Genomic DNA, 19,979 nt, shown 5'->3' on the forward strand with positions numbered 1-19,979 from the left:
TTTTTGAGTGAAATCAAGGTATATATTATATTATATATACTTTATTATTAATATATTATATTTCAAAAACATGGAAAATTCTCAAGAAAGTAAAGCATATTTTACTAGCTTTCTTTTCATTCTTTTCATTTTCTATAGTAAATTATAGTTTTGAATTCAATTCAGATATCTTAATTCTTCATAAAAACTCTATTTTAAACAAAAAAACAGGAGATTTCTCTCCTGTTCAGATTCAATTACTTAAAATTAAACCCACTCACCATTATGATTTACAGTATAACCGTCTACTATTGTATTAACAGCTAGCTCACCTGAAGAGTAAGAATAATACCACTTACCAGAAACTTGATACCAGCCTGTTTTCATTGCCCCTGAACTATCCAGATAATACCAAACCCCATTTTCCTTTAACCATCCTGTCTGCATTTCACCAGATGATTTCAAATAATACCAGGTAGAACCATCTTTCAACCATCCCGTCGCCTTAGAACCATCTGATTTGAAATAATACCAACTACCATTTATTTTCTTCCAACCCACAGTCAATCCATTATTTGAACCATGATTAGATTTATTTACTGATTGATTCTGTGACGAAGTCACTCCCTCCAACTGAATATAACGACGATTTCCACTATACGAAATGTAACTTAACCATTTGTAGCCATCTTTTTCAATCACCTGATCATAATGAACACTCTCACCTGGAGAATAATATGCAAGTGGAGTTGCATTCAATAATGGTTGATCTTTAATAGGAGTCTCCACCTTAAAATAATGAGTTCCTTTTGTTGAATAAGAAGGCTGAATCGTTACAACTTGATTGTTTGACACTTCATTAGAGCCACTTGACTCTTCCTTAGAATTGCTTGCTAAATTCTTGGAACTATTTGATACCTGTGTTGAATTACCAGCTATATCTTTAAAATGAATAAAACCGGTCATCTTGTTTGCTTTTACAATTCGTTTATTATAATTACCTTTATAATCATAGTTATATTCCTCAATTTCTATATTATCTCCCATCACATTTGAAACCCAAGCAACATGACCATAACCTCCTGCAGTAGACCAAGCAATAGCTCCAATTGCTGGTTTATTATCGACACGATAACCTTCACGACGAGCACGATAACCCCATTCACCAGCATTACCATAAGCTCCTGGAAGCTCAAAACCATTTACTCCACTCAAGCGAAAAGCAGCAAATGAAGTACACTGACGAGAATACATCCTCCACTTATCAATACTCTGACTCCCATTTTTATAATAAGCAGGATAATCATCTCCACGAGCATAAGAACTGTTTGCATGAACACTTTCTCCAGCCGACAACATCAGCCCTACTACTAAAAAAGGAACAACCTTTTTAACTGACTTTCTAATAGAAAGCCTTGTCTCTGCTACTTTAAATGGTGAAATTTTCATTCTTCCTCCTTGAAAAATAATATAAATCGAAGATTACCTTCACTTAAACTATTCGGAGAAAAAAGAAAAAGTGAGAAAATTTCTCACTTTAGTCAAGATAATGAATCAAATTCTTTTCTGTAAGGATATCTGAGTAAGTAAAGGATTCAACGTAAACATTAGCTTGTTTATCTCCTTCAACGTTCCCAAATTCAACGATAAATAGGGATGGATAAACCTCAATTAGCTTACCCAATCTATTTTTTTGGCGCTTACGACCATTCTCCAAAGTCATTTCTACGACTTGTCCCTCATGTGCCTTGATTTCTTCTTTGATTTTTTTCATCTTGGCTACATCTGTAAATGCATCTGACATCTTATGCCTCCCTCTTTGAGATACTTGAAAATTTATTGTATTCTTTTTGGAAAATTAATTCCACCGTTCCACGAGCTCCACTACGGTTTTTCTCGATAATAACTTCTACCTTATTATTCGGTATGCCTTCCTCTTCTTCACCACCACGCTCATAGTAGTCGTCGCGATAAAGAAAGGCTACGATATCAGCGTCCTGCTCAATAGACCCAGATTCACGAATATCAGACAAGACCGGTCTCTTATCCTGACGTTGTTCTACACCACGAGAAAGCTGACTTAGAGCGATTACTGGAACCTTCAGTTCCTTAGCTAAAATTTTCAACTGACGTGAAATTTCTGAAACCTCTTGTTGACGATTTTCCCGACCAGTTCCCGTTATAAGCTGCAAATAGTCTATTAAAATCAAACCAAGATTTCCAGTTTCTTGAGCCAGTTTACGAGAACGAGAACGAATCTCTGTAATCCGAATTCCTGGCGTATCATCGATATAGATACTGGCGTTAGCTAGATTACCCTGAGCAATAGTATATTTTTGCCACTCCTCATCAGTCAATTGACCCGTACGGATAGAATGCGATTCCACCAAACCTTCTGCCGCCAACATACGATCCACTAGACTTTCCGCACCCATTTCCAGTGAAAAAATAGCAACCGTTTTGTCCAACTTAGTCCCAATATTCTGAGCAATATTCAAGGCAAAGGCTGTCTTACCAACCGCCGGACGGGCTGCTAGGATAATCAACTCCTCCTCATGAAGTCCAGTCGTCATATGATCCAGGTCACGATAGCCTGTCGCAATACCTGTAATATCGGTCGTTTGTTGCGAGCGAGCTTCCAGATTTCCAAAGTTGATATTCAACACATCTCTAATGTTCTTAAATCCACTTCGATTAGCATTTTCGCTGACATCAATCAGGCCTTTTTCTGCCTGAGCAATGATTTCATCAGCTGGTTGCGAAGCCTCGTAAGCTTGATTGACAGACTCTGTCAACTTGGAGATTAATCGACGTAGCATGGCCTTCTCTGCAACAATCTTAGCATAATACTCCGCATTAGCAGAAGTTGGCACAGAATTGACAATCTCAACCAGGTAAGACAAGCCACCAATATTCTGTAAATCACCTTGATTATCAAGAATGGTACGAACCGTTGTTGCATCTATAGCATCGCCACGATCGGATAAATCGACCATAGCTTGGAAAATCAAACGATGGGCATACTTAAAAAAGTCCCGAGACTCAATATATTCTCGCACAAAAACAAGCTTACTCTCGTCAATAAAGATAGCCCCTAAAACGGATTGCTCAGCTAAGATATCTTGAGGTTGTACTCGTAACTCTTCTACTTCTGCCATCAGACTTCCCTTCCTTTTACAATCTTGTCAAGAAAGTGTAAATTTACCCTTCTTTCACACGAAGATTGATCACACTTGTGATATCTTGATAGATTTTCACTGGCACATCAATCAAACCAACCGCCCGAATCGGAGCTTGCACTTGGATATGACGTTTATCAATCTTAATTCCAAATTGCTTTTGCAATTCTTCTGCAATCTTCTTATTCGTAATTGAACCAAAAGTACGGCCATCTGGACCAACTTTTTCAACAAATTCTACAACAGTTTCTTCTGCTTCAAGTTGGGCTTTAATTGCTTTTGCTTCTGCAATCATCTCAGCGTGAGCTTTCTCTTCAGATTTTTGTTTACCACGAAGTTCACCTACAGCTTGAGCAGTCGCTTCTTTGGCTAGATTCTTTTTGATAAGAAAGTTTTGCGCATACCCTGTTGGTACTTCCTTAATTTCGCCTTTTTTTCCTTTTCCTTTAACATCTGCTAAAAAGATTACTTTCATTCTTCTTTCTCCTTTTCCTTTATTTCATTTAATACAATTTCTGTCAGTTTTTCACCTGCTTCTGACAAGGTTGAATCCTTAATTTGAGCTGCTGCCAAATTAAAGTGGCCTCCACCTCCCAGCTCTTCCATAATCCGTTGTACATTCAGCTTACTGCGACTGCGAGCTGAGATAGAGATAAATCCTTGTGTATTCTTCGCAAGAACAAAACTCGCTTCAATACCTGACATAGCTAACATGGCATCTGCTGCCTTACTAATAACAACTGTATCATAACATTTCGAGTCCTTAGCCTCTGCTATTAGTACATCTGAACCTAATTTACGCCCTTGTAAAATCAGTTCATTGACCTCACGATATTCTTCAAAATCTGTCGCAGCAATTTCTTGGATAGCAATACTATCACTTCCTCTCGTTCTGAGATAGCTAGCAACATCAAATGTCCGACTAGTCACTCGTGAGGTGAAATTTTTAGTATCCAACATCATACCAGCCATTAAAACACTTGCTTGCATACGACTCAAACGATTTTTCTTAGAATTCTGGAACTGAATCAATTCCGTTACCAACTCACTGGCACTACTTGCACCACTTTCGATATAAGTGATAACTGCATTATCTGGGAAATCCTGATCCCGTCTGTGGTGGTCGATGACGATGGTTTGGGTAAATAAATCATAAAAATCTTTTGATAAAGTTAAAGCTGTCTTTGAATGGTCTACAAGAATCAACAAAGAACGATTGGTCACCATCCCCATTGCGTCCTTAACAGACAACAACTTTGTAACTCCTTCTTTTTCTAAGAATGAAACAGCTCGTTCAATATCCGGCGACATTTGTTCTTCGTCATAAATAGCATAACTATTTTCAGTCACATTGCTGGCAAACAACTGCATACCTACAGCAGAGCCAAGAGCATCCATATCTAGATTTTTGTGACCAACTACAAAAACCTGATCCACACTACGAACCTTATCTGAAATAGCCGTCATCATAGCACGCGTACGAGTCCGTGTACGTTTGATTGAGGCAGCAGACCCACCACCAAAATAAACTGGATTTTTCGTCTCGTCGTTTTCCTTAACAACCACTTGGTCGCCACCACGCACTTCAGCCAAGTTCAAGTTGAGCAATGCAACTTTCCCTATCTCATCATGATTTCCATCACCATAAGAAAATCCCATACTTAAGGTCAAGGGCAACTGTCTCTGTTTCGACTCTTCTCTGAATGCATCAATAACAGAAAATTTATCATTCATCAAGCCCTCAAGCACCGTGTAGTCCGTAAACAGATAAAAACGATCCATACTTACTCGACGGGAGAACATGGCATGCTTCCCAGCAAATTCTGAAACAAAATTGGCTACAAAACTGTTAATATGACTAATGTCAGACTCCGATGTCGCATCTTCTAAATCGTCATAGTTATCAACGGAAACAATTCCAATAACCGGACGACTCGTCACTAACTCAACAGTCGCTTCGTATTCTCCAGACACATCAAAGAAGTAAAGAACACCAGATACCTTGTCCATATGAACCGAATAGCGAGTCTCACCCAAGGTGGCATAAGAACCTGGATTCCCCACAGACGCCTTTATAATTGTTTGAATTAATGCAACATCAATCTCCCCCACTTCATTAGTCAAAATCAATTCAGCGTAAGGATTGAACCATTCAACTTCACCTGACGATAAGTCTAGTTTAATAACTCCGACAGGCATCTGTTCTAACAAAGTTGTCAAACTATCTTCAGCTTGGTGGTTTACATACTGGATTTGTTCTACTTCACTCTTTGAGTAGTAGTCTCTCTGATGGATGAATAGTAAAATATATGAACCCAAAATAAGTAGCAAAAGAAATAGCGTTACCAGTGTATTCGTTACAAAAACAAGTTGCACAGATAGCACTCCGAACGCCACTATTCCTAATATTAAGGGGAAAATAGGACTTACATAAAATTTTTTCATTCCAAACCTCTTGGCACCCATTATACCATAATAACCACCAAAAAGCGACTTTTTAAAAGTGTAATCAGTAATTCTATCAATTATAAGAAAAAGGAGGTTTACAATTTAGTAAACCTTCCTTTACACATATTGAAATTAAGATTCTTTAACTTCTAACAAGCCAATCTCGCCATCTTCACGACGATAAATCACATTGGTTGTCTGATCTTCAACATCCACATAGATAAAGAAATCATGTCCCAACAAATCCATCTGTAGAATAGCTTCTTCCAAATCCATTGGTTTTAAATCAATTTGTTTTGAACGAACAACTCTGGATTGGGCAACATTTGTATCTTCCACCAAAGCATCTGTAAATAATTGACTAGTTGCTACCTTATTTTTATTTTTACGCTCGATTTTTGTTTTATTTTTACGAATCTGACGTTCAATTTTATCGGTTACAAGGTCAATTGAACCATACATATCTTGAGACACATCTTCTGCACGAAGAGTAATTGAGCCAAGCGGAATCGTCACCTCCACTTTAGCCGTTTTTTCACGATACACCTTCAAGTTAACTCGAGCATCCAACTCTTGTTCAGCTTGAAAATACTTTTCGATCTTTTCGAGTTTAGAAACTACATAATCACGAATTGCTTCTGTTACTTCTAGGTTTTCACCACGGATACTATATTTAATCATATGAGTACCTTCTTTCTAAACGTTTTTGTTTTTCTGATTTCATTATAACGCTTTCATTTTGTTTTTGCAAATTTTTTCCTCATCTTACAAGGGAAAATGTTTTTACATCCTCAGCACCAGCTTCTTCCAACAGTTTCTTCATACGATTTATAGTTGTTCCAGTAGTATAGATATCATCTATAAGTAGGATTTTTTTAGGAATAGTGACTCCACTTTTGACAAAGAAGGGAAGTTCTGTTGCCAAGCGTTCTGAACGATTTTTGGAAGAACTAGCTCGCTCTTCTCTCTTCTCTAGTAAGTCTTGAAAAGAGAACCCTGCTGCTTCAACTAAACCTTCAACCTGGTTAAATCCCCTCTCGAGCAATCTTTCAGGACTTAGGGGAATTACAACAAATTGATACTCTTTGTACTTTTTTAACTCCTCACTTAAAACTGAAGCAAAGACTTTTCTTAAAAGGAAGTCTCCATCAAACTTATACCGACTGAAAAAATCCTTCATAGCTTGATTGTAAATAAAAATCGCTCTATGACTGACTTCAACTCCTTCTTTACACCAAAATTGACAATCTTGACACTTTGTTGACAATCCTGTTTTCATACAGTTTGGACAGTTCTCTTCTCCAATCCTATCAAAAGTAGAATCACAATCTAAACAAAGACAGGAGGCATCATTCTTCAGAAGTAAAAGACTACTGAAAGTTAAAACAGCCTTCATAGTCTGCCCACATAATAAACACTTCATAGACCCGCCTCCTTATTCATCTGTTGAATTTCCTTCATTGCCTTTTTGATTGAAGCATTTAACCCGTCATGGAAGAAAAGCAAATCTCCTGTCGGTCTATCCATGCTTCGTCCAACTCGTCCACCAATCTGAATCAAACTAGATTTGGTAAACAGACGATGGTTGGCTTCTACTACAAAAACATCTACACAAGGGAAGGTAACTCCACGCTCCAAGATTGTCGTACTGATAAGTATTGTCAGTTCTCCATCTCGAAAAGCTTGCACCTGCTCTAATCGATCTTCCGTAACTGAAGACACAAAACCAATTTTCTCATGCGAAAATTCCTTCTGTAAGACTTCTTTTAATTGCTCCCCTTTCTTAATTTCTGAAGCAAAAATGAGTAACGGATAACCTGTCTTTCTCTGTTTCTCAATATAAAACTTTAACTTTGGTGATAAACGATTCTTATCCAAATAGCGATTAAAATCGGATAACCAGACAGGTTTAGGAATAATCAAAGGATTTCCATGAAACCGTCTAGGCAAACTCAATCGTTTTAATTCTCCGATGCGAACCTTCCTATCTAACTCATCGGTAGAAGTTGCTGTTAAAAAGATTCTCAAGCCATTCTTCTTTACACTATTCTTGACAGCATGGTAAAGCGTAGGGTTATCAACATAAGGAAAAGCATCTACTTCATCCACTATTAGCAAATCAAAAGCATGATAAAATTTTAACAGCTGATGAGTCGTTGCAACAACTAGTGGTGTTCGAAAATATGGTTCTGATTCTCCGTGTAGTAAAGCTATCTCGCAAGCAAAATCATCTTGCAGTCGCTTATACAGCTCCAAACACACATCGATTCTAGGGCTGGCCAAACAAACTGCACCACCTTCATCAATCACTTTGGCCACAACTTGGTAAATCATCTCTGTCTTTCCAGCTCCTGTTACAGCGTGAACCAAGGTTGGTTCCTGCTTATCTACCGCTTGAATCAATCCCTTTGACACCTTCTCTTGAAAAGGAGTTAATTGACCACGCCATTTAAGAACATCTTGCTTCGGAAAATCCTCCTGTGGGAAATAGTATAAAGATTGATCACTCCTAACTCTCTTCATAATTAAGCACTCCCGACAATAGTAAGCACCGATGGGCAAATACCATTCATCTAAAATAGCACTATCACAACGTTGACAGAAAAGTTTCCCTTTCTCCTTTCTCATTGCTGGAAGTTTCTCCGCCAACTGACGTTCCTCTTCTGTTAATTCATTCTCCGTAAACAACCGACTGAGATAATTTGGATTTACTTTCATACTTCTTTATTCGTAAAAACCTAGCGCTTTAGATGATTTTTTAGTACAATTAAATCATGGAATTTAGAACAATTAAAGAGGACGGACAAGTCCAAGAAGAAATCAAAAAATCCCGCTTTATCTGTCATGCCAAGCGTGTTTATAGCGAAGAAGAGGCTCGTAACTTCATTACTGCCATCAAGAAAGAGCACTACAAAGCTACTCATAACTGCTCTGCCTTCATTATTGGGGAACGTAGCGAAATCAAACGTACAAGTGATGATGGTGAACCCAGTGGGACTGCTGGCGTACCCATGCTTGGGGTACTAGAAAATCACAATCTTACTAATGTCTGTGTGGTAGTGACACGCTACTTTGGTGGCATTAAACTAGGCGCTGGAGGATTGATTCGTGCTTACGCTGGCAGTGTTGCCTTAGCTGTCAAAGAAATTGGCATCATTGAAATAAAGGAACAGGCTGGCATTGCTATTCAAATGTCTTACCCTCAGTACCAAGAGTATAGTAACTTTCTTAAAGAACATGATCTTATGGAACTTGAGACAAACTTTACAGATCAAGTCGATACGATGATTTATGTTGATAAAGAAGAAAAAGAAACTATTAAAGCTGCACTTGTAGAGTTTTTTAATGGAAAAGTCACTTTAACTGATCAAGGGTTACGAGAAATTGAAGTTCCTGTAAACTTAGTGTAAACAAAGGAGAAAAATATGGCATTTGGTAAATTCATTCAAGGACTCGCTGGTAACTTTAGCGAGCAAAACAAAGAAACTCTTATCAAAGAATATGGACAATATCTACTAGAAAATGAAGAAATTCAAAGTGGATATAAACTGATTCGTGACTCAATTATATTTACAAATATACGTATTATCTTTACAGATAAACAAGGCGCTACTGGTCGTAAGATGTCTATTAAATCAATCTTTTTGATGAACATTGTTAACGTTGAAATGGAAACTGCTGGAGCAGGTATAGATGATAGTGAAATTACTATTACTTATTTAGAAAATGTCTTTCTAAAAGCGCATAATGAGCATTTTAGTTCTCATAAATTTGAATTTCCTAAGAAAACGGATATCGTTCCACTTTACACCTATTTACTAGAATTAGCCTATCACAATCGCTTAAAAATTAATGGATTAGACCTGTGATATAAAAAAATCCTATCACTTCGATAGGATTTCTATATTTTACAAATGGTATAGATAGCGTTATACTAGAAATATCTTATACAAAGAGGTATTCATATGTCTATTTATAACAACATTACTGAACTAATCGGTCAAACTCCGATTGTTAAACTCAACAACATTGTGCCAGAAGGTGCTGCAGATGTCTATGTAAAACTTGAAGCATTTAACCCTGGTTCTTCTGTAAAAGACCGTATTGCTCTTAGTATGATTGAAAAAGCTGAACAAGACGGTATTCTGAAACCTGGTTCTACTATTGTTGAAGCAACAAGTGGAAACACTGGTATTGGACTTTCATGGGTAGGGGCTGCTAAAGGGTATAAAGTTGTTATCGTTATGCCTGAAACTATGAGTGTGGAACGACGTAAGATTATCCAAGCCTATGGTGCTGAACTCGTCCTTACTCCTGGTAGCGAAGGAATGAAAGGTGCTATTGCTAAGGCTCAAGAAATCGCTGCTGAACGTGATGGTTTCCTTCCTCTTCAATTTGACAACCCAGCAAATCCAGAAGTACACGAAAGAACAACAGGAGCTGAAATACTAGCTGCTTTCGGTAAAGATGGACTAGATGCCTTTGTTGCTGGAGTGGGTACCGGTGGAACGATTTCTGGTGTTTCTCATGCACTCAAATCAGCAAATTCTAACATTCAAGTTTTTGCAGTAGAGGCAGACGAATCTGCTATTCTATCTGGTGAAAAACCTGGACCACACAAAATTCAAGGTATCTCAGCTGGATTTATTCCTGATACACTGGATACAAATGCCTATGATGGTATTGTTCGTGTAACATCAGACGATGCACTAGCACTCGGCCGTGAGATTGGTGGAAAAGAAGGATTCCTTGTTGGTATTTCTTCAGCTGCAGCTATCTACGGAGCCATCGAGGTTGCCAAGAAATTAGGTACAGGTAAAAAAGTTCTTGCTCTAGCACCAGATAACGGTGAACGTTATCTCTCTACAGCACTCTATGAATTTGAAGTGTAGTCTCCTAAATACACTTAGCCCTTATTATAGGGCTTTTTATTTATACCTTAAAAATAGGAACATCTCCCTATAAAGATTGACTGCATAGAAAAAAGGAAGCAATTTTGCTTCCTTTTTATTATTAGTTATTCAAGGCTGCTGCCATTGTAGCTGCAACTTCAGCTTCGAAGTCATTTGCAGCTTTTTCGATACCTTCACCAACTTCAAAGCGAGCGAACTCAACTACTGAAGCGTTAACTGATTCAAGATATGCTTCAACTGTCTTGCTGTCATCCATGATGTATACTTGTGCAAGAAGTGTGTAAGCTTGGTCAACTTTAGTGTTGTCAAGCATGAAGCGATCCATTTTACCTGGGATGATTTTGTCCCAGATTTTTTCTGGTTTACCTTCTGCAGCCAACTCTGCTTTAATGTCAGCTTCAGCTTGAGCGATAACTTCATCAGTCAATTGTGCTTTTGATCCATACTTCAAGTGTGGAAGAGCTGGTTTGTTAACCATTGCACGGCTTTCGTTATCTTGGTCGATTACGTGGTTCAATTGAGCCAACTCATCTTTAACAAATTGCTCATCCAATTCTTTGTATGAAAGAACTGTTGGTTTCATCGCAGCAATATGCATTGAGATTTGTTTAGCAAGTGCTTCATCTCCACCTTCAATAACAGAGATAACACCGATACGTCCACCGTTATGTTGGTATGCTCCAAAGTGTTGTGCGTCTGTTTTTTCAATTAATGCAAAGCGACGGAATGAGATTTTTTCTCCGATAGTTGCTGTTGCAGATACGTATGCAGCTTCAAGAGTTTCACCTGAAGGCATTGTCAAAGCAAGTGCTTCTTCATTATTAGCAGGTTTTCCTTCAGCAATAACTTTAGCTGTAGTATTTACCAATTCAACGAATTGAGCATTTTTCGCAACGAAGTCAGTTTCAGCGTTTACTTCAATAACTGCTGCAACATTACCGTTAACGTAAACACCAGTCAAACCTTCTGCAGCAACACGGTCAGCCTTCTTAGCTGCCTTAGCCATACCTTTTTCACGAAGCAATTCAATCGCTTTTTCGATGTCACCGTCTGTTTCTACAAGCGCTTTTTTAGCGTCCATAACTCCGGCACCAGATTTTTCACGCAACTCTTTTACAAGTTTAGCTGTAATTTCTGCCATTTTGATTCTCCTATATTTTTTAAAAATAGGAGAGCCGGGCTAAGCCCCGCCCTCCTAGGTAATTACTAATTATATGAATTAAGCGTTGTCGCCTTCTACAACTTCAACGATTTCTTCGATTGAATCTGCTTGAGCTTCTGAAGCTGCAAATTCTGCTTCAACTGCTGCTGCATCTTCACCTTGACGTCCTTCGATGATAGCGTCAGCCAATTTAGCTGTGATCAATTTAACAGCGCGGATAGCGTCATCGTTAGCTGGGATGATTACATCGATATCATCTGGATCAGTATTTGTGTCAACCATCGCTACAACTGGGATTCCCAATTTCTTAGCTTCTTTAACAGCAATTTGCTCTTTATGTGGGTCAACTACGTACATAACATCTGGGATACGAGGCATATCTTCGATACCACCCAAGAATTTTTCAAGACGTGCACGTTGTTTGTTAAGAAGTGCAACTTCTTTCTTAGGAAGAACTTCGAAAGTTCCATCTTCTTCCATACGTTTGATTTCTTTCAAACGAGCGATACGTTTTTGGATTGTTCCCCAGTTTGTAAGAGTTCCACCCAACCAACGGTGGTTGATGAAGTATTGACCTGAACGTACTGCTTCTTCAGCAACTGCGTCAGCTGCTTGTTTCTTAGTACCAACAAACAATACAACTGCATCGTTAGCTGCTGCATCACGCATGAAGTCATATGCTTGATCAGCGTATTTTACAGTTTGTTGCAAGTCAATAACGTGGATTCCGTTACGCTCAGTGAAGATGTACTTAGCCATCTTAGGGTTCCAGCGACGAGTTTGGTGACCAAAGTGTACACCAGCCTCAAGAAGTTGTTTCATTGAAATTACTGCCATGAGTATTTCTCCTTTTTGTTTTTTTCCTCTTCTTGACTTCAACTCGCAAAACGACCCAAAGGCAACTGTTTCACAATTCATCAAGAATGAGTATTATCGTTCACACGACAAGTTTCATTTTACCATACTTTTTCAATATTTTCAAGCCATTTTAGTAGATTTTTAAAGTAGATAATTTCTGCTAACTTCCCAAACTAATTTCCACTTGGATGGCCAAAGTGGAAATTAGTTTGGGAAGTTAGCATTAAATTACTAATAAAAACTCTAAATTTAAAACATCCCAACATATACTGCTGAGATGCTCTAATAGCTAAATTTTTTTAAATTTAATATAGTGGCAAAATAATTAGTTTGTCTTATCTACTTCTAAGTTTCTTACGAATTTTATAAGCTAGATTAAACAAAAAATATAATGAACTAGTTGGATAATTAAACTCACCAGCAAATTCCTCGATAGTGGGATTAAACTTGGATTTAAAGCTAATTAACCCACCCTCTAAATTGTTTTCAATTCCACCCATATTATGAGTCTCAGCCCCTCGTTCAAAAGAATGTTGTGCTGTCTCAAACCATGTAGGAATAGCAGGTTGATAGTGTCTAAATTCTTCATTCATTCCAGCATATAAGTTCTCAGAAGTTTTCCCAAATTCGATAGTTAAAGTACCAGACAATGGGACAATACTATCCCCTCTGTCAATATGGTTCTTAAGAAAAGAAATTTCTTCCTTTAATCGTTTTCTCTCTTGCTGATTCTCTTTTATTTTACCTTCTTTCGTTTTATCTGTAAACTTCTGCTCTGTTTTTAGATTCTTTTCGAATTGTTGCTCAACTTCTTTCAGTCTATTAGGTAGATTTAAAAAGCTCAGTGTGATAAAGGAGTGATCAGGATAAGTATCCAGTAACTTCTGATAATAATCTTTGCCTCGTAAACTGATATTCTTACGAGACTCTGTTTTCTTCATTAAAAATGAAAAGTCATCTAATAAATCAAGTCCACCAAATTTTACTTCTAATCCTTTATTTCTTGCAGTTCGGATGGCCTGTCTAGTAGACTTAGAAAGTTGATCCAGTGAGAAATTTTCTTTATGAATATTCGCTTGAAAACGTGGTTGTATATTTTCTGCCATATCCTTTGTTAAGCCTGTCCAATAAACTTTATTTTTTTTCAGTTCTTCGACAATTGCTAAAGTCATAGAATTTTGGACAGTTTCTTGGTCAATAAGACCTCTACTTATAAATAAACTTGGGTCAAATTTAACCATTATTGCATGGCTTTTTTTAGCAAGTTTTTTCAACGTTAAAAGAACAAATTTTAGAAGTTCTTTATCTTCATAGTCAATTACTGGACCTCGTGGAATATAAAACATAGAAAGTCCTAATGGTAGCGGCTGAATTAAGATATTTGCTACTCCAACTAATTGATTATCTTTATAAAAGCCAACTCTCTCGTTCCCCCAAGTATCCTTTATCTTGGACCAATCACTACTCTGCAATAAATTTCCTTGAGGATGATTTTCTAAAAATAAATCCCACTCTTTAGCATCAACATTTATTTTATACCTAAACATAACTTCAACACCGACTCCCTTAGAAACCATTTTTTATTAACATGCTACACTCGTACTATATCTCTACGTTTCATTTTACTTTAATTAAATAATTATAAAAATAGAAAATAAGTTCAAGTAATTATATAATGAAATTAATTTTTCCAGCACTATACAAAGGGTGAGATTAATAAGATCTCACCCTTTGTATAGTAATAATCAGTATATTAGTTTGGATAAATGTATCTTACAGTACCTCTTGATGCTGTCGGATTAAACCATCCACGATAATTTCCGATTGGTTGAGTTCCACTACCATCATAGTTACACTCAGAAACTTGAATACGAGTTGATGATTCAACTGCTGTAACAACTGCTACGTGACCGTATCCTCCATCATCCCAACATGCAATCGCGCCAACTTGTGGTGTAGAACCTGTACGGAAACCTGCAGCTGCTGCACTTGCAGCCCATTGACCGCCATTACCCCAGTAATCACCAGCCCATGGTGCTAAAGTTTTTACTCCCCATGTACATTGACCTACAGGATAGCTTGATGCATTTGTACTGTATGTCGGATGTTGTTTCACTGGTGCAGGAGTATAGCTTGTTGATTCCGCTGAAGCACTACTTGAAGATGATTCAGACGAACTAGATGACGAAGAAGTAGTTGATACTGCTTGAACTTCTGCTGTAAAAGTTGTATTTCCAGAAGCAACGACTTTTTGTTGTTGACTTGCTTGTTTAGCTTTATAAGCTACTTCTGCTTCTGCAGCTGCTTTAGCTTCTGCTTCTGCTGCAGCTTTTTTCTCAAGTAAACTTGCTTTTTCATCTTCTGCAGTAGCCTTTTCAGCAGCAAGATTCAATTCTGCAGCTTTCAACTCAGCTTGTTTTGTAGTTAATGATTGAGCATCATCAGCTAGTTTTTGCTGATTTGCAATAACTGTATTAATTGCATCATTGTTTGCTACTTGTTTTTCAGAAATAGCTTTTTTATCTGCTTTTTGTTGTTCCAACATTTTGTTGTTTGCAGATACGATTTCACTCATTGCAGCAACACGTGAAATAGCTTCTGTAATTGATTTTGAGTTTACAATTGTATTAATGTAATTTGTTGCAGCTCCATTTGTTTGAGCACTACGAGCTTGTTTTTGTAATGAATCATTGCGAGATACAATATTCTTAGAAAGTTCTGTAATTTCACCCTCAAGCTTTTTAGATTCTTCTTGTAGTCTATCATTTTCAGATTGCAAGTTTGATTGCTCTGTTTGAATAGCAGATACTTGCTCCTGAACTTGATCAACTTGTTTTTGGGCTTCTTGTTGTTGTGCTGTTAAGTTACTAATTTTATTATCTTGAGCAGCAATTTTGTCATCAGTCGTTTCTGCATGCGCAGTTGTTAAAACAGCTGCTTGAGAAACCATTACTGTACTTAGTAAAAGTGACGCTAAGATTTTTTTCTTCATATTTCGTAGATACTCCTTCTTTTAAAGACATTACTAGTATACCAAAAAAAGGCCTAATGAATATTACGCCTTTGTTACATTTTTATTTCTTTCTTATAGGTAAATCTTTTCAAAAATAAACTGAAAAATAATCATCCATATAAGGTTCAAAATCATTGATGGTACTAAACTATAGACTATAAATAAAGACATACTATCCACAGTTAAACCTACCACTATTGCAAGTATATAAGCTCCCATCTCAAATAGAAAAGTCATGACAATAATTGCCAACATTCTCGTCCAACGATTCAATAAAATAACGCTATTAAATTTATGGAGAAATGCCCCCAATAAGACGAATAACAAAGTCGCAATCCCTATCAAGTGGAAAAAGTAGATGTCATAGACCAAACCCACTACAAAACAATAAGCTAAGTAGAAGTACTCTGATACTTCAATCGTCTCAAATAAGAGAAACAAAAATAGAAAATGACTAGCCAACTGTACATGGGGAAATAATGAGCCCAAAAGCTGACTAATATGGGCATCAATTAGAACAAAGAAAGGAAGCAATAAAAATACTCCAACTCGCTTCAACTGTCTCATTATGAATTCCCCACTAATTCTATCACACTCACATTATGAGTATCTGCACTCAATTTAACAGTTACTTCTCGTATCAAATAGTCCGTACTATGCGTTGTGGCAACCACTTCACCAACAGGAATATCAGCAACATTAAAGTTTCCTAATCCACCAGTTGTCACCTTATCTCCCGCACTAATATCGCTATTACTATTTAATTGGCTAATTTTAAGAACTTCATTTTCTTTGTTATAGCCAACAATAATCCCATAAATTGTAGTAGAACCATGTTGAATTTTAACAGAAATCTTATCAGCATTTTCCGTATTTGTCAAAAGGTTGACCATAGTAGAGTTCTCCTCTACTTTTGAGACACTCCCAATCAAGCCACCATTTGCAATTGCTAACATATTCTCAGAAGCCCCTTTTGATTTACCTGCATCTAAGGTCAACTCCTGCTTCCAAGATACCGGAGAACGCATAATAACATCTGCTGCCAAAGTCTTTGTGGCTTGCAACTTGGACTTCATATCAAGCAATTGGCGCAGTTGTTCATTTTCCGTCTTTAAACTTTCCGCCTCATTTGATTTAACTTCTAATTGGTAAATCTGTTTCTTCAAACTTTCATTTTCATCATATGTTCGTGTCAAATGAGCCAAATCTGATTTGACAGAATCAAACCACTGAAAAGGTTTTTGAACAACTCTATCAACCAATGAGATTCCATCTCCTAATTTTGTCACAATTGTACTTGAATAAGTCGTCGCTAAGAGAGCTGACACAAGCAAAACAGTGACAAAAACAATAATGACATATTTTGATTTTTTAAAACGGTTCATATCCCTACCTTCATATCAAAAACTGTTACAGTAATTTTTTATCAATTCCTGAAAGCTACTAAGATTTTAAGAAAAATAAGCAACAACCAAGTACGATAATAACAAGAATGGTCAGCGTATCCTTTCTAGTCCATTTCAGTTGTCGGTATTGACTTCTGCATTTTCCCCCCTGATAACCACGCGCTTCCATAGCGATAGCCAAGGAATCTGCACGTTTTAAACTTGTCGCAAAAAGAGGAATCAAAATGGGAATCATCGCCTTCACCTTTTGAACAATGCTTCCTTCACCAAAATCCACTCCACGCGCTTTCTGTGCGTTCATAATCCGCGTCGTATCATCCATTAAGGTCGGAACAAAACGCAAACTCATAGATAGCATCAATCCAATTTCATGAACTGGAACTTTCACACGCTTTAAAGGTGCTAATAAAGCTTCGACAGCTGATGCCAAACTTAAGGGCATGGTAGTTAAGGTTAACAAAGTTGAAAAGAAAATAATCAATACGAAGCGACAAAAAATAATCCCAGCTTGTTGCAAAGCATAATCCGTGATTCTCACAAACGAAAACTCAAATAAAACATTCCCATTAGAAATGAAAAACAGTTGAAAAATAGTTGTGAAGGCAATCAAGAAAAACATAGACTTCAAGCCCTGAATAAAAAATGAAAGAGATACTCCTGACAAGGCAATAAAGATCCCTGTCGCTATAAAAAGAATCAGATTCGTCAAGGGATTATTAGCCCAAAAAACGATCAAAATCAGTAGCATCATAGCCAGTAATTTGCTACGTGGATCCAATCGGTGAACTATCGAATCCCCTGGGATATAACGCCCCAAAATCATACTATCCATTTAGCGACTCCTTGAACTCCTCTATCTTAATCGGTAATCGTTTAAATGACACGCCTCTATCAGCCAATCGTTTACAAAAAGCTGTAATTTTAGGTACTCCCAACTGAACTTCTTCCATAAAAACAACATCTTGAAAGACATCACTCGGTTTACCAAACTTAACTAAACGTCCCTTTTCCATCACATATACCTGGTTCGCATATTCAGCAACATCATCCATCAAATGTGTTACTAAGACGATGGTCATCCCTGACTGATGGAGCTTTTTGAACAAATTCATCAACTCTTTTCTTCCCAGAGGATCCAGGCCTGCTGTGGGTTCATCTAAGACTAATATAGCTGGCTCCATGGCAAGTATACCTGCAATGGCCACACGTCTCATTTGTCCACCTGACAGCTCAAACGGGCTACGATCAAAAAGTGATTCATCAATTCCAACCAGAGCCAGTTTCTCACGCGCAATCTGCTCCGCATCTTCTTCAGAAACTCCAAAATTTTGCGGTCCAAAAGCAACATCCTTCAAAACCGTTTCTTCAAAGATCTGATTTTCAGCAAACTGAAATACCAAGCCAACCTGTTTTCTAATTTGACGAATATCTTTATTTTTAGACGTCGAAGTGATTAAGGTATCAAAAACTCGTACACTTCCTTGACTTGGCACCAATAAACCATTTAAGAGTTGTAAAATAGTCGATTTGCCGCTACCTGTGTGCCCAATTAAAGCCGTATAAGAACCATCTTCAATCGTCAAGGAAACATCCGACAAAGCTGTTGAGGCTAAGGGAGTCCCTTCTTGATACGTAAAACTCACATTTTCTAGAGCAATTCCCATAGCTTATCCTCTAGCTCACTTTCTGTCAAATAATTTTCAGGCAAATCATAGCCATTCTGGCTCAAAGAATATTTTAATTGATTAGCAAAAGGATCGTCTAATCCAATTTGATCCAAATCATTTCGAGAGAAAAGCTCCCTTGGACTACTAGTTGATTCAATTGACCCTTTTTTCATGATCAACACACGATCACTCATGGCAACTTCTTCCAAATCATGTGTAATGGAAATGACCGTCATATCATAGTCTTTTCGAATTCCTTTTACTGTCTCAATTAGTTCTCTACGTCCCTCAGGATCCAACATACTCGTTGCTTCATCTAAGATTAAAATAGCTGGTCTTAGGGCTACAACACCAGCAATAGCCACACGTTGCTTTTGGCCACCTGATAGACGCGCTGGTTCTCTCTTTTTAAAGTCCAACATGCCAACCAAATCCAGAGCTTCTTCCACTCTCTTTTTCATTTCTTGACGAGAAAGTCCCTGATTTTCCAAACCAAAGGCAACATCATCTTCAACAGTCGCTCCAACAAATTGATTGTCTGGATTTTGAAAAACCATACCGATTTGACGACGTATATTCCAAACATTTTCCTCAGTCAGCCGTTGGTCATCAATTACAATCTCTCCGGATTCTGCTTCCAGTAAGCCATCAATTAAGCGAACCGTCGTTGATTTACCACTACCATTATGCCCTACAATCGAAAGCCATTCTCCACGTTTCACGTGAAACGTAATATCCTTCACATCATAGTATTCCTGACTTTCCTTATAACGAAAAGAAAGATTTTTTACATCAACTACTGATTTCATTTCGAACCAAATGTCCCTTTAAATACATAGGCACTACCCTTGAAATAATCATAGCCAGAGTAGATAGTGAAAAACAAGGCTACATAAAGTAGAATTTGACCAAGAAAAATCCAATGTAATAGCAAGAAAATAATCGCAAACATCTGGCTGAAAGTTTTAATTTTTCCAGGCATTGCTGCTGCTAAAACTGTCCCACCAGTTTCAACCAATAAAAGCCTTAAACCTGTCACTGCCAACTCACGACAGATGATCACTGCAACAATCCAAGCTGGAGCCATACCTAACTCAATCAGCATAATAAAAGCAGACATAACTAGTAACTTATCCGCCATAGGATCTGCAAATTTGCCAAAATTACTGACCACATTCCATTTACGAGCTAAATATCCATCTAAATAGTCGGTAATACTGGCAATAGCAAATATAATAGCTGCTACTATATGACTTTCTAGCGAATTTCCTATCGTTAAAATAAAGATAAAAATAGGTATAAAGAGAATTCGACCTATTGTCAAGAGATTGGGAATTTGTTCTTTTTTCATTCG

The 19,979-nt window shown here is 37.4% G+C and carries 21 protein-coding genes; 3 read left to right on the forward strand and 18 right to left on the reverse strand.

The window, feature by feature from the left end; translation table 11 throughout:
* Positions 1–246: 246 nt before the first annotated feature.
* The 8 genes from KB197_RS10285 to KB197_RS10320 all read right to left on the reverse strand — a co-directional run bounded on the left by KB197_RS10285 (position 247) and on the right by KB197_RS10320 (position 8,324).
* Positions 247–1,428 (reverse strand): N-acetylmuramoyl-L-alanine amidase family protein, encoded by a 1,182-nt coding sequence (locus KB197_RS10285; protein WP_064276824.1) that lies wholly within the window; start codon positions 1,426–1,428, stop codon positions 247–249.
* A gap of 88 nt (positions 1,429–1,516) precedes the next feature.
* On the reverse strand, positions 1,517–1,783 hold the full coding sequence (locus KB197_RS10290) for a Veg family protein (protein ID WP_001278169.1): 267 nt from the start codon (positions 1,781–1,783) through the stop codon (positions 1,517–1,519).
* Between the two features lies 1 nt (position 1,784).
* Positions 1,785–3,137, reverse strand: coding sequence for a replicative DNA helicase (dnaB, locus tag KB197_RS10295; protein WP_004263550.1), 1,353 nt, complete (start codon positions 3,135–3,137; stop codon positions 1,785–1,787).
* A 43-nt stretch (positions 3,138–3,180) separates the two neighbouring features.
* The gene (gene rplI / locus KB197_RS10300) at positions 3,181–3,633 is read right to left on the reverse strand and encodes a 50S ribosomal protein L9 (protein WP_000864214.1); all 453 of its coding nucleotides are present in this window, start codon (positions 3,631–3,633) and stop codon (positions 3,181–3,183) included.
* Complete coding sequence (locus KB197_RS10305) at positions 3,630–5,603, reverse strand: DHH family phosphoesterase (RefSeq protein ID WP_120770772.1); 1,974 nt, start codon at positions 5,601–5,603, stop codon at positions 3,630–3,632. The genes rplI and KB197_RS10305 overlap by 4 nt, the downstream gene beginning before the upstream one ends.
* Positions 5,604–5,738: 135 nt before the next feature.
* The gene (gene hpf / locus KB197_RS10310; protein ID WP_000599102.1) at positions 5,739–6,287 is read right to left on the reverse strand and encodes a ribosome hibernation-promoting factor, HPF/YfiA family; all 549 of its coding nucleotides are present in this window, start codon (positions 6,285–6,287) and stop codon (positions 5,739–5,741) included.
* 79 nt (positions 6,288–6,366) lie between these two features.
* Positions 6,367–7,029 carry a ComF family protein gene (locus KB197_RS10315; RefSeq protein WP_049487601.1) on the reverse strand — a complete coding sequence of 221 codons (663 nt, stop codon included), beginning with the start codon at positions 7,027–7,029 and terminating at the stop codon, positions 6,367–6,369.
* Positions 7,026–8,324, reverse strand: coding sequence for a DEAD/DEAH box helicase (locus KB197_RS10320; protein WP_212573919.1), 1,299 nt, complete (start codon positions 8,322–8,324; stop codon positions 7,026–7,028). The genes KB197_RS10315 and KB197_RS10320 overlap by 4 nt, the downstream gene beginning before the upstream one ends.
* Before the next feature lie 56 nt (positions 8,325–8,380).
* On the opposite strand from KB197_RS10320, the gene KB197_RS10325 reads away from it, so the two are divergent.
* From KB197_RS10325 to cysK, 3 genes are all read left to right on the forward strand, one after another.
* The gene (locus tag KB197_RS10325) at positions 8,381–9,016 is read left to right on the forward strand and encodes a YigZ family protein (RefSeq protein WP_212573918.1); all 636 of its coding nucleotides are present in this window, start codon (positions 8,381–8,383) and stop codon (positions 9,014–9,016) included.
* Positions 9,017–9,031: 15 nt separating this feature from the next.
* The gene (locus tag KB197_RS10330; RefSeq protein WP_049499109.1) at positions 9,032–9,475 is read left to right on the forward strand and encodes a PH domain-containing protein; all 444 of its coding nucleotides are present in this window, start codon (positions 9,032–9,034) and stop codon (positions 9,473–9,475) included.
* Positions 9,476–9,571: 96 nt separating this feature from the next.
* Positions 9,572–10,498: a cysteine synthase A gene (gene cysK / locus KB197_RS10335; RefSeq protein ID WP_000029880.1), complete on the forward strand. Its 927-nt coding sequence runs from the start codon at positions 9,572–9,574 to the stop codon at positions 10,496–10,498.
* A 121-nt stretch (positions 10,499–10,619) separates the two neighbouring features.
* Here cysK and tsf read toward each other — a convergent pair whose 3' ends face one another.
* The 10 genes from tsf to pgsA all read right to left on the reverse strand — a co-directional run bounded on the left by tsf (position 10,620) and on the right by pgsA (position 19,976).
* On the reverse strand, positions 10,620–11,660 hold the full coding sequence (tsf, locus tag KB197_RS10340) for a translation elongation factor Ts (protein ID WP_064276829.1): 1,041 nt from the start codon (positions 11,658–11,660) through the stop codon (positions 10,620–10,622).
* Between the two features lie 78 nt (positions 11,661–11,738).
* On the reverse strand, positions 11,739–12,518 hold the full coding sequence (rpsB, locus tag KB197_RS10345) for a 30S ribosomal protein S2 (RefSeq protein ID WP_000268459.1): 780 nt from the start codon (positions 12,516–12,518) through the stop codon (positions 11,739–11,741).
* A gap of 356 nt (positions 12,519–12,874) precedes the next feature.
* Positions 12,875–14,086 carry an aminoacyltransferase gene (locus KB197_RS10350; protein ID WP_064276860.1) on the reverse strand — a complete coding sequence of 404 codons (1,212 nt, stop codon included), beginning with the start codon at positions 14,084–14,086 and terminating at the stop codon, positions 12,875–12,877.
* Between the two features lie 206 nt (positions 14,087–14,292).
* Complete coding sequence (pcsB, locus tag KB197_RS10355; RefSeq protein ID WP_064276830.1) at positions 14,293–15,531, reverse strand: peptidoglycan hydrolase PcsB; 1,239 nt, start codon at positions 15,529–15,531, stop codon at positions 14,293–14,295.
* Positions 15,532–15,624: 93 nt separating this feature from the next.
* Positions 15,625–16,119: a rod shape-determining protein MreD gene (mreD, locus tag KB197_RS10360; RefSeq protein ID WP_061864816.1), complete on the reverse strand. Its 495-nt coding sequence runs from the start codon at positions 16,117–16,119 to the stop codon at positions 15,625–15,627.
* The gene (mreC, locus tag KB197_RS10365; protein WP_212573917.1) at positions 16,119–16,937 is read right to left on the reverse strand and encodes a rod shape-determining protein MreC; all 819 of its coding nucleotides are present in this window, start codon (positions 16,935–16,937) and stop codon (positions 16,119–16,121) included. Before mreC ends, mreD begins: the two co-directional genes overlap by 1 nt.
* Positions 16,938–16,995: 58 nt before the next feature.
* Entirely contained in the window at positions 16,996–17,790 is a 795-nt protein-coding gene (locus KB197_RS10370; protein WP_084862621.1) for an energy-coupling factor transporter transmembrane component T family protein, read from the reverse strand.
* Positions 17,783–18,622, reverse strand: coding sequence for an energy-coupling factor transporter ATPase (locus KB197_RS10375; RefSeq protein WP_000510424.1), 840 nt, complete (start codon positions 18,620–18,622; stop codon positions 17,783–17,785). The genes KB197_RS10370 and KB197_RS10375 overlap by 8 nt, the downstream gene beginning before the upstream one ends.
* Complete coding sequence (locus tag KB197_RS10380; protein WP_061864818.1) at positions 18,607–19,434, reverse strand: energy-coupling factor ABC transporter ATP-binding protein; 828 nt, start codon at positions 19,432–19,434, stop codon at positions 18,607–18,609. Before KB197_RS10380 ends, KB197_RS10375 begins: the two co-directional genes overlap by 16 nt.
* Positions 19,431–19,976: a CDP-diacylglycerol--glycerol-3-phosphate 3-phosphatidyltransferase gene (pgsA, locus tag KB197_RS10385; protein WP_061864819.1), complete on the reverse strand. Its 546-nt coding sequence runs from the start codon at positions 19,974–19,976 to the stop codon at positions 19,431–19,433. The genes KB197_RS10380 and pgsA overlap by 4 nt, the downstream gene beginning before the upstream one ends.
* Positions 19,977–19,979 lie beyond the last annotated feature (3 nt).

The organism is Streptococcus sp. 11-4097 (assembly GCF_018215285.2).
In the GTDB taxonomy this organism is placed as follows: Bacteria; Bacillota; Bacilli; order Lactobacillales; family Streptococcaceae; genus Streptococcus.

What these genes read in the sequence shown, in the direction of transcription:
- KB197_RS10380 (WP_061864818.1), bottom strand. Translation starts at nt 19,434, where the DNA reads ATGAAATCAGTAGTTGATGTAAAAAATCTTTCTTTTCGTTATAAGGAA.
- KB197_RS10370 (WP_084862621.1), bottom strand. Translation starts at nt 17,790, where the DNA reads ATGGATAGTATGATTTTGGGGCGTTATATCCCAGGGGATTCGATAGTT.
- KB197_RS10305 (WP_120770772.1), bottom strand. Translation starts at nt 5,603, where the DNA reads ATGAAAAAATTTTATGTAAGTCCTATTTTCCCCTTAATATTAGGAATA.
- dnaB (WP_004263550.1), bottom strand. Translation starts at nt 3,137, where the DNA reads ATGGCAGAAGTAGAAGAGTTACGAGTACAACCTCAAGATATCTTAGCT.
- pcsB (WP_064276830.1), bottom strand. Translation starts at nt 15,531, where the DNA reads ATGAAGAAAAAAATCTTAGCGTCACTTTTACTAAGTACAGTAATGGTT.
- KB197_RS10315 (WP_049487601.1), bottom strand. Translation starts at nt 7,029, where the DNA reads ATGAAGTGTTTATTATGTGGGCAGACTATGAAGGCTGTTTTAACTTTC.
- hpf (WP_000599102.1), bottom strand. Translation starts at nt 6,287, where the DNA reads ATGATTAAATATAGTATCCGTGGTGAAAACCTAGAAGTAACAGAAGCA.
- KB197_RS10330 (WP_049499109.1), top strand. Translation starts at nt 9,032, where the DNA reads ATGGCATTTGGTAAATTCATTCAAGGACTCGCTGGTAACTTTAGCGAG.
- KB197_RS10325 (WP_212573918.1), top strand. Translation starts at nt 8,381, where the DNA reads ATGGAATTTAGAACAATTAAAGAGGACGGACAAGTCCAAGAAGAAATC.
- mreC (WP_212573917.1), bottom strand. Translation starts at nt 16,937, where the DNA reads ATGAACCGTTTTAAAAAATCAAAATATGTCATTATTGTTTTTGTCACT.
- KB197_RS10290 (WP_001278169.1), bottom strand. Translation starts at nt 1,783, where the DNA reads ATGTCAGATGCATTTACAGATGTAGCCAAGATGAAAAAAATCAAAGAA.
- cysK (WP_000029880.1), top strand. Translation starts at nt 9,572, where the DNA reads ATGTCTATTTATAACAACATTACTGAACTAATCGGTCAAACTCCGATT.
- rplI (WP_000864214.1), bottom strand. Translation starts at nt 3,633, where the DNA reads ATGAAAGTAATCTTTTTAGCAGATGTTAAAGGAAAAGGAAAAAAAGGC.
- KB197_RS10350 (WP_064276860.1), bottom strand. Translation starts at nt 14,086, where the DNA reads ATGTTTAGGTATAAAATAAATGTTGATGCTAAAGAGTGGGATTTATTT.
- mreD (WP_061864816.1), bottom strand. Translation starts at nt 16,119, where the DNA reads ATGAGACAGTTGAAGCGAGTTGGAGTATTTTTATTGCTTCCTTTCTTT.
- rpsB (WP_000268459.1), bottom strand. Translation starts at nt 12,518, where the DNA reads ATGGCAGTAATTTCAATGAAACAACTTCTTGAGGCTGGTGTACACTTT.
- pgsA (WP_061864819.1), bottom strand. Translation starts at nt 19,976, where the DNA reads ATGAAAAAAGAACAAATTCCCAATCTCTTGACAATAGGTCGAATTCTC.
- KB197_RS10375 (WP_000510424.1), bottom strand. Translation starts at nt 18,622, where the DNA reads ATGGGAATTGCTCTAGAAAATGTGAGTTTTACGTATCAAGAAGGGACT.
- tsf (WP_064276829.1), bottom strand. Translation starts at nt 11,660, where the DNA reads ATGGCAGAAATTACAGCTAAACTTGTAAAAGAGTTGCGTGAAAAATCT.
- KB197_RS10285 (WP_064276824.1), bottom strand. Translation starts at nt 1,428, where the DNA reads ATGAAAATTTCACCATTTAAAGTAGCAGAGACAAGGCTTTCTATTAGA.
- KB197_RS10320 (WP_212573919.1), bottom strand. Translation starts at nt 8,324, where the DNA reads ATGAAAGTAAATCCAAATTATCTCAGTCGGTTGTTTACGGAGAATGAA.